Here is a 17587-nt window from a genome sequence, read left to right as displayed (position 1 = left end):
TATACAAATTAGCTGAGTTGGCAACAAACCAAAATTTGCCGTGGGCAATCTTGCATCCAAGTCCTGCAAGGTGGTAAAGCGTTACCTCCCTAGAAAACTATCAGGGCTTGGATACTCCACTTTGATAGAAGGATCACGTCTCAACTAATGAATTTCAGCTTGGGTTGGAGATACTTTCAGCCGATAAAACTGCATTAACCACGTGATTCCGACCATGCAACTCAAATTGAGCCACGACAGGATAGAGGCTTCGGCTTATTAAGCCTAAGGTTGCTGTGAATTCGCAGTATCACAGGGTAACGCGATGGTAAATGTTGTCCCCTTGCCAATCTCGCTCTCCACAGCAATGGTGCCTCGGTGAGCATGGACTCCCTGCTTCACAATTGCTAAGCCCAACCCAGTGCCCGCGATACAATCAACATTTTTTGCTCGATAGAATGGCTCAAATATGTTCTCTTGGTTCTCGTCAGGAATACCAATACCCTGATCCTGAATTTGCAGAGCCAGAGTGCCTTCTTGATAGCGGCATGAAATTTTTATATCTCCTTCACTAGGAGAATACTTAACTGCGTTAAAGACTAAATTAGTCAAAACTTGCCGAATAATTCTTTCGTCTAAAATAACATTAAGACGTTCTGGAGAAGCATCAAGAAAGATATTGCATTGGGTTTGAGAAATGAGCTTTATTTGTTCTATTACATCTTGAATTAGATGTGGAAAATTAAGTAAAGCAGGATTAAAAGCTTGCTTGCCTTCTTCAATATGACCAACTGCCAAAACTCCATCCATGAGTTCAGTCATAGTCTGAACCGCATCATAAATTCGCTGAAAAGCGTCATCCTTCTCTTTTTTGTCCCAGATATGACTGTAGTTCTTTAGGAGCTCGGCGTAGAGAACAATACTAGTCAAAGGGGTACGGAACTCATGGGAGGCCATAGAGATAAAACGAGTTTTTAATTCACTTAGTTCTCGTTCTTTCTGAAGTGATTTTTCAACGATCTCCTCCGCCTGTCTGCGATCTGTGATATCGATGTGAGAACCGGCCATTCGGTAAGGTTTGCCTTGGTCATCCCAAAGGGCAACTGAGCGGGATAAAATCCACCGGTAGGTTCCATCTTTATGCCGGAGGCGATATTCCAGATCATAGGTCGGAATCTTCCGCTTCAGATAAGCGGCGAGGGCATTTTGGGCGCGTTGAAGATCTTCAGGATGTAGTCGCTGAATCCATTCTTCCAAATGATTGGGAATTTCGTGATCTTCATAGCCCAAAATGCTTTTCCAACGGGGTGAGAAGAAGACCTCTTTCGTCTTCATATTCCAGTCCCAGATTCCTCCGCTAGAGCCAAGAATCGCCAACTCAAATCGTTCTTGGGTAAGGCGTAATTTTTCTCCAACCTGATGTATATCCAAGCTAATTTGAGCTAAGCTTGCCAGATCACGTCGTTGTTCAATTTGCTTTGCAACTTGGCGGCTAATAATTTTCAAGCTCTCGGACTGCTCAGCACTCAACTTTCGCGGTTCTTGATCCAGAACGCAAAGGGTACCGATCGCAGCGCCCTCGGAAGTGATTAACGGAGCACCCGCATAAAACCGAATATGTGGCTCACTAGTAACTAAGGGATTATCAGAAAATCGTTGATCAGTGGATGCGTCTGGTACTAAAAATAAATCTGGTTGCAGAATGGCATGAGAGCAAAAGGCTATATCACGAGAAGTCTCAGGCACCGATAGCCCAACGCTAGATTTAAACCACTGGCGATCGGCATCAACTAAGCTAACAAGAGCGATCGGAGTGTTGCAAATTTGGGAAGCTAAGCGGGCTAAATCATCAAAAATCTCTTCAGGAGCCGTATCCAGAATACTCAAGCTATGCAAAATCTTTAGTCGTTCTACTTCGTTGTCTGGAAGGGGGGCAATTCTCATCTAATTTTGTTCTTGTTGTGAATTGCAAGTCAACATGAATGTTGCTAATGATACTTTAGCCTGTTATAAACGCTTATCTTCGGCCAAGAAAGTTTCAAATTGTTCTGCCGGAACGGCTGGACTAAATAAGTAACCTTGAATAGCCTGACAACCTTGCTCTCGCAGAAAATTAAACTGTTCTTGAGTCTCTACACCTTCAGCGATAACTCGTAACTTTAAGCCCCGGGCCATCGCAATTATTGTCGTGACAATCGTTGCATTTTGGGGAGCATGAAAAATATCATTAATAAAAGAGCGATCAATTTTCAAAATATCAAGCGGTAAACGTTTGAGGTAATTCAAAGATGAATAACCTGTACCAAAATCGTCGAGGGATATCTTAATGCCTATGGCTTTTAATTCTTCTAGTATGGCGATCGCAGATTCTATATCCTCCATCAAACTGGTTTCAGTGAGCTCTAGTTCTAAGCAGTTGGGGTCGAGCTGAGTTTGATTTAAGATCTGCGTAACAGTTTGCACTAGACCTTCTTGCCTCAGTTGAAATGCTGATAGGTTTACAGATACTTTAAGAGGGATTGGGTGAAGATCTTGCCATATCTTAGTCTGAGCACAAACCGCTTCTAAAACCCAATTACCAATTTCAATAATGTGGCCCGTTTTTTCTGCGATCGGAATAAAGACATTTGGGTCAACCAGCCCTAACTCAGGATGATGCCATCGCAGCAAAGCTTCGGCTCCCATGATGCGTCCAGTAATCAAATTAATTTTAGGCTGATAAAGAATCTGGAATTCAGAATTCTCTAGAGCAACATTTAATCCTTTCTCTATTAAACTATTTTGCTCCGTCTTGGCCCCCATCTCCACCTGATAAAAATGATAGCTTTCTTTTCGAGACTGCTTAGCAAAACCCATAGCCATCTCGGCATGGCTTAGCAATTTACCGAAGTTGCTTTGATCATCAGGATAGAGAGCAATGCCAATGTTGGCCTGCACCAAAATCTTATAGTCGTTGAGCCAGTAGGGATTCGCAAGACTACTTAAAATAGCCTTGACCTGATCCTCAACAGAGTTCTTATCTAAAACATTGACTAAAATCATGCTAAACACATCAGCATTGATTCGAGCTAATATATTCTCCTGGCCTGAAATTTCGGCCAGCCGCTCGGCTACAGCTTGAAGCAGCAAATCTCCTGTTGAATATCCAAACGTATCGTTGACGGCCTTAAATTGGTGTAGGTTTATACACAAAACTGCCATCATGTGTTGACGACGTTGTGCTATTAATAGAGCTTGCTGAAATTTTTGATATAGCAGAATACGGTTGGGCAGCTTAGTTAGTGCATCCTGATACGCTAAGGCACTAATTTGATCCGTTGCACTCTTCATCTCTGCGATATAAGGATCAACAATCGCATTTTTTTTGTGCAGCCGACTTGTAATTGCCTCTGCCAATTCAGCCGTTGTGAATGGCTTAGCAAGGTAGTCATCAGCGCCCAGGTTCATTCCCTTACGAATATCCGATCGGTCAGTCTTAGCCGACAAGAAAATAAATGGAATAACCATCATTTCCGGATCTTGATGCAGGATTTTATAGACTTCATAGCCATCGACCTCGGGCATCATAATGTCGCACACGATTAGATCAGGAAAATGCATTTTTGCCATTTGAATTCCAGTCTTACCATTCTCCGCTCCAATTGCTTCAAAACCGAGGCAGCTTAAAGTCTGGACAATGCCTTCTCGAAGATCCTGAGTATCTTCAATGACTAGAACTTTTGCCATGACTGCATCTTCTCCTTACCGCGTTTTAACGACCCTAATGACAAATTAAATTTCCAGATTATGCCACTGATGGGCAACATACTAATTGAGCCAAAGAAATCTTTATAACAATTTTGCCGTTACACTCAGCCACCCTAAACTGCTCTGAGCTTTAGAACAAAATTGCGACAAGTTAACAGAAGACAACCTGGACATCAAGAACTTCTATATTTTGTTAAGCCATAGTGTTAAGTCAGTACGCCTACTGACAGAGCCTAGAGTACCCAGTCGATCACGACAAACTCCTACAGCTACGAGCAATTGTTGGTTATACAACTGATGATATTAAGAATATTTAAAGGTGAGAAGCTTTTTGTGGAGATTATGACGCACTTATATCGACACAAGCCCAAGGCATCAAACGCAAATCAAGCCCTTTCCTAGGATGCCACTATCCTTTGGCATCCAGCAAAACTGGCTGCATAATTTAAGTCAAGGCAGAAATATTGAAGCCCGTGTTTTGTCAACAGTCGCAGTCCATCGCCAAGTGGAAGCGGGTTCAACCGTTTGACGACATTGGTCACGTTGTAGATTCATCTAGGGCGGCTACCACCTGATCATAGATCTCGCGGGCGTGGTTGGGGCTGGTGCCAATGCAAGTGAGGCCTACCTTGCCATACTCCGACAGGCAGCCCATCAGGTGAAAGGTCGCTCCCACTCCGCTAATGGAGTTGAAGTGCAGCTGTTTGGTGACGATGATATCCATCAGATCGCTGGGCAGCAGCCCTCGGTAGTGGGACTTTTGCAGGTTGTCGGAGGCGCGGTAGTAGCGCACCTGCTCTTGCTTGGTGTAAAACAGCCCGTCAGCTTGGTGAAAGCGGCCCTCAGTCAGCATTTTCATGGCCATGAGGGGATGGGTAGTGCCGCCTTTACGCAGGTTGATCTCAATCGCCTGGAGATCCCACTGGGGGGCTTTGGGGTCACCCTTGGCGACGGCAATAAAGTCGACGCCGTAGCGCTCTAGGGCACCTTGTCGGGCTAGTTCTTCGCCGATGCGCTGGCCCATATCTTGAATCTCAAGGCGATAGTCGGGTCGAGCTGGGAAGGAGCAGCCGAGAAAGATTTGCCCGTCGGGACCGCCCAGTTCTTGGTCGTGGGTAGAGAGAATTTCGACCTCGCCCAGGGGGGTAATGCGGCCCTGCACACTGGGAGATTCTTTGTGGTCACCTTCGACAAAGGCTTCGGCGATCGCCCCCAGCACCGGAATTTTGGCCGAAAAGTGCTCCCAGGTTTCGATATCACTCTGAAAACTCAAGGTGTGAAAGGCTTCGGTCAAAGCCTGAACGCGATCGCTATGCCCCGCACTTCCCGGAGCCACAGCCGACAGTTTCCGCAGATCTAGAATCGCGTTGCCTTCCCCCGAAAAGCCCTCGTTGAGCTTGATCACCATGCGCTTGAGGTTGGGGTCTTGCTCCCACACCTCGGCGGTGACCTGGGCCAGAGACGCTTCGTCAAACACCAGCTCACTGCCGATGGGGTGGGGAATGCCGCAGCGTTTAAAGATTTCGCGGCTGCCGCTCTTGGTGCCCCAGTGCAGTAGATCGGGGTCGAGGGCCAGCAGGGGTACTCCCAGCGTCAGGGACAAATCGCGCTCCCAGGCGGTGGAGTTGTAGCAGATCATGTAAGCGCGATCGGGATCGATCGCCTTACGAATGCGGTTAAGCAGTCGGGGGCGCTCCAGCAATTTTTGGCTGAGGGGCTTGCCTGAGCTGTCGTAGGCCGACAGCAGGGTGAGGCGATCGCGCGCGTGGGAACTGGGAATGCCCGGCAGTAGCTCTAGATAGTAATCGACAATGCTGGGGTGCAACGGCTGCGAGGTGACATAGACCAGGTGCGTATTTGGGTTGCGCAGCCGAATCAGCGAAAACAGCAGCCGCTCTTCGTAGTGGTTTACCCCCTCAATCTTTTGCAGCTCCTCCTGATCGAGGCTGAGCGAGGGCACCACCACCACATGCCGCTCTTGGGTGTCAAATTCATCGGTTGAACACCAGCGATCGCGCAGCGTCTGCTGTAATTGCTGAAAGCTGGGCACAGCCTGCAAGCGCACTGATTCTGTAGCCATAGCCGCCTCGTTCGCCGTCACCATACTGACTACCCTCGCGCTCGCTCGCTCGTTTTTGAAATGAAAGTTTGGAATAAAAGGTCTGCGATGAAAATAGACGAAAGCCTTTGCCAGCCTGCCCAGGCCCACCCACCAGCGCGTTTACTCAACCCTAGACTAATATTTTTAATATTTTCACACCAATCTTTAGCCCCTGCTATCCCCACTAAGGCATAGGATCCAAAGCACAGCTACCTTTCTCTGGGCGATCGCTCAACCGACTGCCGTCAGGGGTTAACAGTCTGCTCTCAGCTGCGACACCAACAGCAGCAGTTGGTCAATTTTCTCTCGCAGGACGCTGGCATGCTGGTTCGAGTGGTTGATCATGATGCTAAACACTAGGGGCTCGTAGTTGAGCGGCTGCACGTAGCCCGACAGCGCTACGTTGCCGGTCAGCGCCCCCGATTTGCCCTGCAAACGCCCCTCTAGCGCTGTGCCCCGCAGCCGATTGCTCAGGGTACCGCTCTGGCCTGCGATCGCCAGCGAATCGCGAAACACGGCTCCTTGGGGATGGGTGGTCATCACCTGTAGGGTCTCGACCAGCGCGATCGGTGACACCAGGTTGTGTCGCGACAGCCCAGAGCCATCCACCAGCCGCAGGGCTGATGCATCCACTCCGATTTCTGCCAGTGCCGTTTTGACTGCCTCGCCCCCCGCCCGACTGGCCTCAGTGACCGTACCTCCTGCCGTTACTCCCAAGGTTTTGAATAGAGCTTCAGCGTAGAGGTTATCGCTATCGCGGTTGGCCAAGACCATCAGTTCCCTGACGGAGGGAGACTCTACCGCCGCCAATTCTGGGTCTGCGATCGGGGCTGAGGTTTGCACAATTACTGTTTCCCCCACCGTTACCGACTGCCGCCGCAGGGCTTGCTCCATCGCCGCTGCAAACTGCTGGGCGGGGTTTAGCACCGCTAGGTTTAGGGTTTGAGGATTGCTCCCCTGGGTCAGCTGCCCCGTTACCCGCACCGTGGGTGCATCTCCCCTGCGCCAAAGAGCTAAGGGTGTAGTGGGTGCTCCAGCCGCCACGGTTGTGGAATCATTTGCCACCGGCAGCGGGCCAGTGGGTAAGGGTCGGGGCCACACCACCGCCAGCGGACTGCCCACCTGGGTGGGGGACAGTTGTAGCGCGATCGCATTGCGGTTGAGAATTAGACTGTTAACCGGAACCGCGTAGGCAAACTGAGCGTCTTCCCACTCCCAGGTCGGGTTAGTGGCAAACCCTGGAAAATACGAGTCGTCAATGGTGAGGCGGCTGACCTGATTCACCCCAGACTGGGTCAACTGTTGCACCAGAGCGTCAATCTGCGCCGTGGTCAGGCTAGGATCACCCCGGCCTACTACTCGCAGCGCCGTGCTTTCCCCGGTGTCAGGAGTGCCATACACGGAGGTGCGCAGGCGATAGTAGCCCCCGAGTTGGTGAGCCGCCGCCGCTGTGGTCAGCAGTTTGATATTAGACGCTGGCGTAAAGAGGTGATCGCCGTTGCGGTTGTAGAGCGTGCGGCGATTTTGCCCCTGGGTTTGCAGCACCATTCCCGTGTAGGCCGTGTTTAAGGGAGATTGACTAAAGGCGCTGTCTAGCTGAGTTGTCAGCTGCGCTGGGCACAGGGCTGCTAAGGCCTCGGCAGCAGGGAGCATGGCGCTTAATAGTCCTAGGGTTAACCCTAAACCAACAGACTTAGCCTGTGACATGCTCACCATGCGCCAACCTCTCAAACCTGCCTTAGCGTTCAGACCTAGCCCCTAAAACCGCGATGGCGCTTTTGCAGGGTTTCGACCTGGGCGGCGATCGCCGGGTCGTAGAGCCGCAGATAGTTCCAGTAGCCGCCAAACACCGATTGCACATAGCCCTTCGTCTCGGGATAAGGAATTTTCTCGGCAAAATCGTCGGCATCCAAAAAGCCACCCTTTTTGATCCAACCCGATACAGCGCCCGGCCCGGCATTGTAGCTGGCCACCGCAAAGAGCGAGTGATTGTCGTACTCCGAGTGGGTGTAGTCGAGGTACCAGGTGCCCAGCTTGACGTTGTCCTCAGGGTTATTGAGGTCATAACTCTCTAACCCCGCCCGGCCCTTGATCCATTCGGCGGTGGCAGGCATCACCTGCATCAGGCCCGCCGCCCCGACCCCCGAGCGAATTTTGGCCTCAAACCGCGATTCCTGGCGCATGAGTGCGGCCACCAGCAAAGGATTTAGCTGACGCTCTGCCGCCCAGGTAGTAATCAAACCTTTGTAAGGCATCGGATAAACGCCATGCCAAAAGTCGGGGCGCTGCTTGAGATCGTGCACCACCTCAATTTCTTTAGGATCTTCGGCCAGGCTAAGGCTCGATACCTGGTAAATGCCGTTGATGTTGTCGTTAGTTCCAAGGCGCATCAGCCCATCGACAAACTGTTCTTCCGGCGTTGGGTCTTGGTAGTTGGCGAACTCCATCTGCCACTGCTCCCAGGCTCGCTGGTCTTGCCCTAGCAGGTAAAGCTCTTGCAGCGTGTCAGAGCCCGTGGGCAATGGCGTACGGTGAGCGGGCGGAGCCACCGCTGGAGTCTGCGATCGCACCGATTGAAAGTCTCCCACGTTCCAGCCTAAGGCCACCGCCGACCGCCAGGCATAGTACGACTCAGGGTGGCGGGCAATCACGCTTTCTAGGGCACTCTGGGCAACATCGCTCTGGCCCAGCTGGTGGCCCCACTTACCCACCCAGTACCCGGCATCGGCAGCCAAGTCGCTATCGGGGCTGTACTTGAGCACGTCGCTACCCCAGCTGAGAGCCATGGTCAGGTCACCCTGCTCGGCGGCATTGCGGGCATTTTGCAGGCGAATGTTGGCCGCCGCATCGGAGTCTCTGTATTCCTTAAGAATTAGCTCGCGGGTGCCCTGGGCCGATTCAACACTGTTTAACTTATCGAGAATTTTGGCCCGCTCCAGCAGCGCCTCCGCCGCCCGATCCGGGAAGCGGTTGACCACCTGGTCGAGCACCCCGAGTGCTGCTTCATCGGGCACGCTCTGGGCTAGGCGCATCAACCCTGTGACGGTTTCAGACGCGTCGGGGAACTGCTGATCGAGCCGGTTGTAAAGGGCGATCGCGCGATCGCGCTTGCCGCTCACCTGGGCTCCCCGCGCCGCCCGGTACAGGTTGCGGGGCGACGGCGGGGCCTGGGCATAAGCTACCGCCGCATCGCCATAGCTATCAATCCGCCAAAAGCCAAAGCCCACGGTCTGCCAATCTTCCGGGCTGAGCTGGCTAGCAAATTCTGTCTTGAGCCGCAGCAGAGCCGCCCCCGCACTAGGGTGGTGCAGCCCCGCTCGCGCCATAATCATCAGCAGCGGCAGGGTGTCGGCCCGGTTGGGGTCGGCGGTCAGCCGCTGGTGGGCCACCTCCACCGCCTTGGGGTGGTTGGGGAATTGCTGCACCAAACGGTCCCAGTAGGCCGGGTCTTGCTGGCCCAGCTCAAAGAGCAACGGGGCGATCGCGCCATTTTCTGCATACTCTTGCAGCAGGCGCTGCTGGGTTTGCTGGGCGGCCTCGGCCTGCCCTGCCGCCCGCTGGGCCTGAGCCAGCGCCAGTGCCACGTAGGGGGCCATCGCCGGGTAATTCGCCTCCAGTCCCTCTAGCAGGGGAATCGCGCTGCCGCCGCGATCTTGATTGATCAAATCTAGCGCCAGCAGATAGCGGGCTCGACTCTGGCTGAGCGAATCTCCCCCATCGGTCAAGGCCACCAGCGCCGCTTGGCGTTGGTCTGCAAGCTGTAGGGCTAGAGCGAGTACTGGGTCATCGGTATCCAAAGCTGGCGATCGCCCTAGGCCCGGCAGCAGCGATTCTTCCAATATCGTTGCGGAGTCACCCGTTGATGACACCGTATTCACCAGGGCAGTGGCCATCCCCAGAGACAGGGCACCAAGCCCCGCAATCGCCACCAGGGGCAGCTTCGCCTTTAACCGTTTCACCATGGCACACCCATGCACTCTAGATAAGGGTTGTAGTCGAAAAATTAGCCCGTGGCGCAGCGGGAAAGCCGAAGTAAAATCTCTCCCTGGCTGACCCATGCCGTTATATCTTACCTAGCCAATCCAGGATTGATGACTTCACTCACCCCGTCCCCGCCAGAGGCGGCCTAAGGTTTATAGTAAACAGAGCATACTAGCCCCAAGGTTGAATGAAATTTCACGCCTCTAACACCCCCGTTCTAGACTGGTCTGGCGACGCCCTCATCATTGGCCTCAGCGAAGACGCCCTGCCCCTAACCGACACCCTGGCCAAACTCAACAGCCGCGTCTCTGGTCTACTGCAAGACCTCATCGACGACGTCGAATTCACCGGCAAAGACGGCGCTACGGCCATCACCCGAGTCGGCAGTGGGGGCAGTTTTCGCAAGCTAGGGCTAGTTGGTCTAGGGGCTAGCAACGCTATGACTGCCGAGACGTTGCGCCGCGCCGCCGCCGCCGCCGCCCGCCTCGCCAAAAAAGAAAAATCGGTCTCCCTCGGCCTGAGCATGCCCATGGTGCAGAACGATCCGGCCCTCACCGCCCAGGCCCTGGCCGAAGGCGTCAGCCTAGCCCTGCACCAAGACAACCGCTTCAAGTCGGAGGATAAAAACGGCAAAAAGAACGGCAAAGCCCCTGTTGAACAGGTTCACCTGCTCGATTTAGCTGGGCAAGAAAGTAGTCTTCAAACCGCTCAAGCGATTTGTGACGGCGTTATTTTGGCCCGCGAACTGGTGTCAGCTCCGGCTAACGTGGTTACCCCAGAAGCCTTAGCCCAAGCCGCCCAAGATATTGCCACAGCCCATGGCCTAGAGCTAGAGATTCTAGAGCAAGCCGACTGCGAAGCGCTGGGCATGGGTGCCTATCTGGGGGTAGCCAGGGCCTCCGACCTACCGGCCAAGTTTATTCACCTCACCTACAAACCTGCCGGTACACCGACTCGCAAGCTGGCTATTGTCGGCAAGGGCCTCACCTTTGACTCTGGCGGTCTCAATATCAAGGGTGCGGGCAGCGGCATCGAAATGATGAAAGTTGACATGGGCGGCGCTGCCGCTATGCTCGGGGCAGCCAAGGCGATCGCTCAGCTCAAGCCCAACACCGAAGTCCACTTCATCAGCGCCGCCGCCGAAAATATGATCAGTGGTCGAGCGATGCGCCCCGGCGACATTCTCACCGCCTCTAACGGCAAAACTATTGAAGTCAACAACACCGACGCTGAAGGCCGCCTTACCCTGGCCGATGCCCTGGTGTTTGCCGAAAAGCTGGGCGTCGATGCGATCGTTGACTTGGCCACCCTCACCGGAGCCTGCATCATTGCCCTAGGCGACGATATTGGCGGACTGTTTAGCGAAAATGACGAGCTAGCGGGGGCGATCGCCGCTGCCGCCGAAGCCGCTGGCGAAAAGTTCTGGCGTCTGCCCATGGAAGAAAAATACTTCGACGGACTTAAGTCCATCGTGGCCGACATGAAAAACACCGGCCCCCGCCCCGGCGGATCGATCACAGCCGCTCTCTTCCTTAAGCAGTTTGTCACCTCCACGCCTTGGGTTCACCTCGACGTAGCCGGCCCCGTCTGGACTGAGAAAGAAAGCGGCTACAACAACCCTGGCGGCACAGGCTTTGGGGTTCGCACTCTGGTGCACTGGGTACTCAGACAAGCGGCCTAACCAGGGGCAGCATACGGCAGCTTTGGCGCATTAGCTGAATCCCCAAACCGCATTTGAGACGCCTATCCTCAAATTGCGGTCTGGGGATTCAGTCGTTTTCGTGCCAGTTGATCTATTGCCTACAGGCGTCACCCAACGGGAACAACCTATCTTCAAGCCCGTCTCAACCTCAAGCACACGCACGCATTTCACAAAGCCAGTGACTCAACCTGAAACCGCTGAAATCACTGGACATAGCAACAATTTTCGTGCCTAACAATACTCAATTAACCATGTTTTTGTGCTAAGACACAAAAATTGGGTATGCCTCAATGCAAGCTTACTAGCCTCTGAATTCGCCATTGTGATCAAGCGATCACATCAGCACTGCTTACGTCTTTTTCAGATGCATTTTATCTGCAATCTATTTCCTAGCAAGTCGCGCGTCCTGAGGCGTCGCCATGCTAAGTGATTTACTTTTTCTAAGTCTCTATATTATTCCCCAAGTTCTTATCTTTCTCTAAGTACTGAGTACCTTGTTTGGGTGTTCAGAGCTCATCATAAGCAGTTGAAGTTTAGTATTTCACTAAGCCAATTTTATGATTGCAAAAAACGACTCAAGCCAGCCAACAAGGTTGTTTTGCGGAACCTATTATCTCAACCCAAAGGTAGGTGTCTATCTATTTATTACGACTGTAGTATCACTTTAAGTAGGATGTTCCTACTTGATGCATGCACTCATGGTTTTAGAAATGAGCACACCGCCCTAGACCCGTTCTTACTTTTGATAAAAGCTAGATGAATACCCTGGGGTGCCATCGCCGTTTATTTGTGTTGTCTCATTAGAATAAGTCCATGAAGTTCACTGATTATTTTGACCGCATTGCGATCGTTTATCTGCCGGAGCGAAAGCGACGGTTTAGAAGCATTCAGCGCCAGGTCAAACGACTGGGCATAGAAGACAAAGTGCAGTGGTTCCAGGGCTTAAGGTTCGATGACGCGGGGCAGTTTCCTAAGGCCAGTGTGAGGGGCTGCGTCATGAGCAACTACGAACTGCTTCGTCAAGCTGCTGATGACAATGTTGAACGGCTCCTACTGTTTCAAGAAGACTGCGTGCTTAGTCAACGCTTGATCCGACAAGAGTCAGCTATCTTAGACGAACTCACCGAGCGCAGCTGGGATTTTGCCTACTTTGGCTGTCAGCCCTATTCCAACGATATGGCTCACGGCAAAAAGACAACCCTCACCCCTACGCCCGATCGCTTTTTTTCCAAAGTTAAAGTTCGACAAAACATTCGCGAAACCCATTTTTGGACCTGCCAAGGCCGCGCCATTCCCAAACTCGTAGAATTTATGGAGGCATCCTTCGATCGCCCGATGAATCACCCCGACTATGGCCCTATGTATTTTGATGGGTACATGAACGAGATTCGCTACCGTCACCCAGACTTAATTACCCTGGCGGCTGCGCCAAACTTGGGTTGGCCCTTAAGCAGTGTCAGCAACCTCAACCCAGGTAGATTAGACCGCATCCCTGGAGTGTCACCAGCGTTACATGTTGTTCGAGGAACCAAGAATTTCTGCTTAGAAACAGCAGACTTTGTTCGACATAGCTTAGTGCCTAGCGATCAGCAGGTTAGTTAAAGCTTTGCCAAGCCCTGTGTGCTCCAGCGCTATTCAGTCTTGCCCGATAGGATTGACTTTGACTCTTAGTCAGCGTCCTCACTAACGCTCCAAACCAGGCACAGGCCATAATACAGCGACATCCGGTAAGACTAGTGGCACTCGCCCCTAGAGCAGTAAGAACTGTTCTAGGGGCGAGTTGTAAGAAACCACCTAGGTGTGAGGTGGGCTACTGCTCTATACCAACTGATCGGCTATCATGGCAGAAAATATTGCGCCTTAAGGCCCAAGGATAAAGCGTCTGGCTTCCTAGCCTACTGGTGCAATACCTACCACCTTGGCATTTTGGTTCGGAGAGACTCGTGACTATCTACATTGGGAACTTGTCCTTTCAGGCTTCTGAGGACGACATCAAAAGTATTTTCGCCGAATACGGTGAGGTCACCCGCATTAGTCTCCCTATCGATCGCGAAACCGGTCGAAAGCGCGGCTTTGCATTTGTCGACATGGCAGACGAGGCCAAAGAAGACCAGGCGATCTCCGAGCTAGATGGGGCCGAGTGGCTGGGTCGTGAGCTGCGCGTCAATAAGGCCCGTCCTCGCACCGACAACGATGGTGGCGATCGCCCCAACCGTAGCAATCGGTTCTCCCATAACCCGCTCTAGAGCAATATTTCCAAGCCTCAAGCACAGGTTGACGTTGCTCTGTGCACAGTGGTGGTGACTGCATGGTAAGGCCGTTAAAGTCCTTATCATAGGAGGCTTTAAACTGTGGTTTTACGCTATTCTTCATCCACTGCCATTGGTTGAACAGGATAGCTATGGGACGGTGGCAATGGGTACTTTTTCCGCTGGGGCTACTGGTTGGCTTAGGCGCGTTGCTGTTGCTCGCCGACTCGTTGCTGCGCCTCTACACCTTGTTAGCCCTGGTATCACCCCTACTGGCTCAGGCAACTCCGGGCCTAGTTATAGTTCTTGGCCTGGCGTCGCTAGGAACTGTTATCTACCGACTGTGGCCTTTTTTACGTCCTCGCCGCCGCCGTCATCTTCAAGCGCCTCGTCATGCTGAAGAGGCAGCAACGGTCAACCTACTTGCAGTGCAGCGCCAGGTTGAACAAATTCAAGACCATGTAGCCCGCCAGGCACTACAGCAAAAAGCGTTGAATCTACAGTCACATCTAAACACCCGGCCCCTAACCATTGCCGTATTTGGCGTGGGGTCAGCGGGAAAAACAGCGCTGATCAACGGGCTTTTAGGGCAGTCCGTCGGTGAAGTAGGCGCGGCCATGGGCACAACACAGGTTCAGCACGCCTATGCTTGGACTATACCCAACAGTTTTAGAAACATTCAAATTATCGATACACCCGGTATCGCAGAAGTCGGCATCGCTGGCACAGAGCGGGAAGCAGAAGCTCGCAAAACTGCGGCCGAAGCCGATCTGGTTATATTTGTTCTTGACGACGACCTGCGGCAAGCAGAATATACCGTCTTGAAAACGCTGATAGATATAGGCAAGCGGGTATTGGTAGTGCTCAACAAAGCCGATCGCTACGTTGAAGCCGACTTAGAAGCACTGCTAGATCGTCTGCGATCGCGTGTTGTGCCACCCCTTAGCTCCAATGATGTCATTGCCGTAGCAGCCTTACCCCAACCTTTACCCCAAGTCAGCGGGGGTTGGCTCCAAATGCAGCCTAACCTCTTACCCCTACAAACACGCCTCGCTGACCTACTCCGTCAAGAAGGCGAGACCCTGATTGCCGATAACCTGTTGCTACAGACCCAACAGCTCGGAGAGACAGCTCGGCAGATGATCAATGACCAACGACAGATCCAGGCCGAGGCCATTGTCGACCGCTACCAATGGATTGGGGCGGGGGCGATCGCTATTACCCCCCTGCCCGGCCTTGACTTTTTAGCTACAGCCGCCATCAATGCCCAAATGGTCGTTGAACTCAGCCAAGTCTACAGCTGCGAGGTCAGCCTGGAGGAAGGCAAAGCTCTGGCCCTGTCAGTAGCTAAAACACTCACCGGACTAGGGCTAGTCAAGGGGACTGTAGACCTATTGGCCCTGGGATTGCAAACCAATTTAGCCACTGTAGTTGCCGGGCGAGCGCTTAAAGGTGCCAGCGGTGCCTACCTGACCCGCATTGCCGGCAAAAGCTTTATAGAGTACTTTCGCCACAATCAAAGCTGGGGCGACAACGGCATGGGTGCAGTTGTCGAGCAACAGTTTCGCCTCAACCAGCGTGATGCTGTCATGAAAGCGTTTATCAAAGAGGCGATTGCCCGCATCGTGCCAACAGCCCAAAGGTAATTTTGAAGAAAATCTAAAAATTATGTTTTGACGAGCCGATTAACCAGAGAACAGATAACCTGCCGGGCATACTACAGGGCAGCCATATCTATTCACCCTCGTCAGCCCTAAACTCGGTTACTCGCCGATAGGGCTGGCTTTTTTATTAGCCTTCATGGGTTCTACCTCACTCTGAAGCCTCAAAGTCAGTGCAGTCAATAGCAGATTCTGACAGAGCAATTTTGGGATGGATAGGGCACTTCAGGCGATGATCGTTGGTAAAGTAGCGGCACTCTGCACAAGGAATTTTATGCATTACTGTCGCCCGGTTTACCCCATCTCGCACAGTTAACACCAGATTCCAGAGGGTGAGACCTACTATTGCCCAAGCCACAACAAAGCAGAAGGGAACTAGCACTAGCTGCACTAGCGATACCAACCACACTGGCAGAGCCATAAGTTGTAGCACCATTTTCAGAGCCCGAAATCCATTTCTTCAGCTTCAGCTACATTTTAGGCCTAGTGCTGACCACGATCCACAAATTATTGAATCTAGTTGTTTTGTAATCCAGCGCTAAAAGGGTCAACTATTGCTGTGACGCTTCAGCTTCCTGAGCCTGGTTGCCTTCAGTTGCGATCGCTAGCTGTACACCAGGCAAAGTCCGTAGCTGATCCATTACCGCCACTACCTGCCCATGACTGACTGACTGGTCTGCTCGAATCACCACAAGGCCGCCATCTGTTAGCGTACCTAATGTTTGAATAGCCTCCAAAAGCTGGTCGTTTGCTACCATGCGATCGCCCACAAACAGTTCACCAGCCGCGTTTACAGACACCACGACTTGACGTTGGTCTTGAGTTTCCGCCGTTTCTGCCCCCGGCAGTACCACCGGCAACCCCTCGTTGCGGCTCAAAAACAAACTAGAGAGGATAAAGAACGCCAACACCGCAAAAACCACATCAATCATCGGCACGATGTTAATCTGCACAGGCGATTCTAAATCTTCAGGAAGATGCATAGTGAAAAATTTTAAGTAAAGTGCAATTATTTCTGCATAAGCGGCTTAGACAACTAAGCAGATCGAAGTTTACATAATAACTTTTCAGCCACCGTATCATCGACTGACATCACAGACAAACGATTCCCTGGCCGTACCACCCACAGTTCTTCAGGAGAAAACATCTTCCGAAGTTCCTCCAAGGAAATAGCAGTTTTGAACGTTTCCAAATGACCTACCGTCACAGTATGCCAGCGTGGTTTCTCTTTAGACGATTTTGGATCATGATACTTGCTTGCCAGATCAAACTGGGTAGGATCAACTACATTAATTTCCACAACTTCCATCAAGCCTACGATTCCTGGTGGCTTGGTGTTTGAATGATAGAAAAAAGCCCTATCGCCTAAAGCCATACTGGCAAGAAAATTACGAGCCTGATAGTTTCGCACCCCATCCCAAATCTCGGCGCCGTCGCGCTCCAAATCTTCAATGCTATAAACATTGGGTTCAGACTTCATCAACCAGTAAGCCATCACCAATCACCTTTTTTAATAGAGCCACCTGGGCATCCCCACAAGCCATCAGCGTAGCTTGCCGTCCACCTGTAGAAACATGCTCAAGCCTAAGGGATATAGCCGACTGAGGACGTTTACCCATACGCTCTGCCCACTCAACCGCTAGTACACCAGGAAGCGCTTCCCCCCCACAATAACTCTCCTCCAGTTCCAACGAATCTACTTGACTCATTTCCAGCCGGTATAGGTCTACATGGTAAAGAGGAACACGCCCCTCCAAGTACTCGTTGATCAGGGTAAATGTGGGACTACTAATCGGCTCAATAATTCCAAGACCAGCCCCCAGCCCTTGTACCAATGTTGTCTTTCCGCTGCCTAAATCTCCAAAGAGTAGCAATATTGTTCCGCTAGGACAACTTTGTCCTAGCTTATAACCGAGATCATGAGTTGCCCTAGAGTCTGACAGATCAACAACAAAGGAGAAAATCTCACGCATTAACTTATAACACTCAACTTACCCAACATACCCTCAATACAAAACCCCCAGCGTTACTCCTAAGAGTAGTGCTGAGGGCTTAAGTAGAGACCTGGCATCGAGCTATTTTGACAAGGGGCAACCCCCTCACTATCTTCGCCGCAGCTGCGTTTCACGACTGAGTTCGGGATGGGTCAGAGTGGGACCACAGCGCC

13 protein-coding genes are annotated in these 17587 nt (G+C 51.9%); 4 read left to right on the top strand and 9 right to left on the bottom strand.

Going from position 1 to position 17587, the window contains the following annotated elements:
• Positions 1–264: 264 nt before the first annotated feature.
• The 5 genes from H6F57_RS17780 to H6F57_RS17760 form a co-directional block, all read right to left on the bottom strand.
• Positions 265–1923 (bottom strand): ATP-binding protein, encoded by a 1659-nt coding sequence (locus H6F57_RS17780; RefSeq protein WP_190626083.1) that lies wholly within the window; start codon positions 1921–1923, stop codon positions 265–267.
• 63 nt (positions 1924–1986) lie between these two features.
• Positions 1987–3705: an EAL domain-containing protein gene (locus tag H6F57_RS17775; protein ID WP_190626082.1), complete on the bottom strand. Its 1719-nt coding sequence runs from the start codon at positions 3703–3705 to the stop codon at positions 1987–1989.
• Positions 3706–4264: 559 nt separating this feature from the next.
• On the bottom strand, positions 4265–5806 hold the full coding sequence (locus H6F57_RS17770; protein WP_190626311.1) for a peptide ligase PGM1-related protein: 1542 nt from the start codon (positions 5804–5806) through the stop codon (positions 4265–4267).
• A 273-nt stretch (positions 5807–6079) separates the two neighbouring features.
• Positions 6080–7543, bottom strand: a complete 1464-nt coding sequence (dacB, locus tag H6F57_RS17765) for a D-alanyl-D-alanine carboxypeptidase/D-alanyl-D-alanine-endopeptidase (protein WP_190626081.1) — start codon at positions 7541–7543, stop codon at positions 6080–6082.
• A gap of 35 nt (positions 7544–7578) precedes the next feature.
• Positions 7579–9789 (bottom strand): transglycosylase SLT domain-containing protein, encoded by a 2211-nt coding sequence (locus H6F57_RS17760; RefSeq protein ID WP_190626080.1) that lies wholly within the window; start codon positions 9787–9789, stop codon positions 7579–7581.
• 206 nt (positions 9790–9995) lie between these two features.
• Between H6F57_RS17760 and H6F57_RS17755 the strand changes: the two genes are divergently transcribed.
• The 4 genes from H6F57_RS17755 to H6F57_RS17740 all read left to right on the top strand — a co-directional run bounded on the left by H6F57_RS17755 (position 9996) and on the right by H6F57_RS17740 (position 15405).
• Entirely contained in the window at positions 9996–11489 is a 1494-nt protein-coding gene (locus tag H6F57_RS17755; RefSeq protein ID WP_190626079.1) for a leucyl aminopeptidase, read from the top strand.
• An 834-nt stretch (positions 11490–12323) separates the two neighbouring features.
• Positions 12324–13112, top strand: a complete 789-nt coding sequence (locus H6F57_RS17750; protein ID WP_190626078.1) for a hypothetical protein — start codon at positions 12324–12326, stop codon at positions 13110–13112.
• 341 nt (positions 13113–13453) lie between these two features.
• Positions 13454–13756 (top strand): RNA-binding protein, encoded by a 303-nt coding sequence (locus H6F57_RS17745; RefSeq protein ID WP_190626077.1) that lies wholly within the window; start codon positions 13454–13456, stop codon positions 13754–13756.
• A gap of 155 nt (positions 13757–13911) precedes the next feature.
• Positions 13912–15405, top strand: coding sequence for a GTP-binding protein (locus H6F57_RS17740; protein WP_190626076.1), 1494 nt, complete (start codon positions 13912–13914; stop codon positions 15403–15405).
• A 166-nt stretch (positions 15406–15571) separates the two neighbouring features.
• Here the strand turns inward: H6F57_RS17740 and H6F57_RS17735 are convergent, their stop codons facing one another.
• From H6F57_RS17735 to tsaE, 4 genes are all read right to left on the bottom strand, one after another.
• A complete protein-coding gene (locus H6F57_RS17735; RefSeq protein ID WP_190626075.1) occupies positions 15572–15856 on the bottom strand; it encodes a hypothetical protein in 285 nt (94 codons plus the stop codon).
• Positions 15857–15971: 115 nt separating this feature from the next.
• A complete protein-coding gene (locus H6F57_RS17730) occupies positions 15972–16403 on the bottom strand; it encodes a biopolymer transporter ExbD (RefSeq protein WP_190626074.1) in 432 nt (143 codons plus the stop codon).
• Between the two features lie 53 nt (positions 16404–16456).
• Positions 16457–16915 (bottom strand): EVE domain-containing protein, encoded by a 459-nt coding sequence (locus tag H6F57_RS17725; RefSeq protein ID WP_190626073.1) that lies wholly within the window; start codon positions 16913–16915, stop codon positions 16457–16459.
• Positions 16890–17393: a tRNA (adenosine(37)-N6)-threonylcarbamoyltransferase complex ATPase subunit type 1 TsaE gene (gene tsaE, locus H6F57_RS17720; protein ID WP_190626072.1), complete on the bottom strand. Its 504-nt coding sequence runs from the start codon at positions 17391–17393 to the stop codon at positions 16890–16892. Before tsaE ends, H6F57_RS17725 begins: the two co-directional genes overlap by 26 nt.
• Between the last annotated feature and the right edge of the window lie 194 nt (positions 17394–17587).

The sequence above is a fragment of the Leptolyngbya sp. FACHB-60 genome, assembly GCF_014695775.1.
Taxonomy (GTDB): Bacteria; Cyanobacteriota; Cyanobacteriia; order Phormidesmidales; family Phormidesmidaceae; genus Nodosilinea.
Note: the sequence above shows the minus strand (reverse complement) of the source record. Positions and strands in the feature narration are given on the sequence as shown.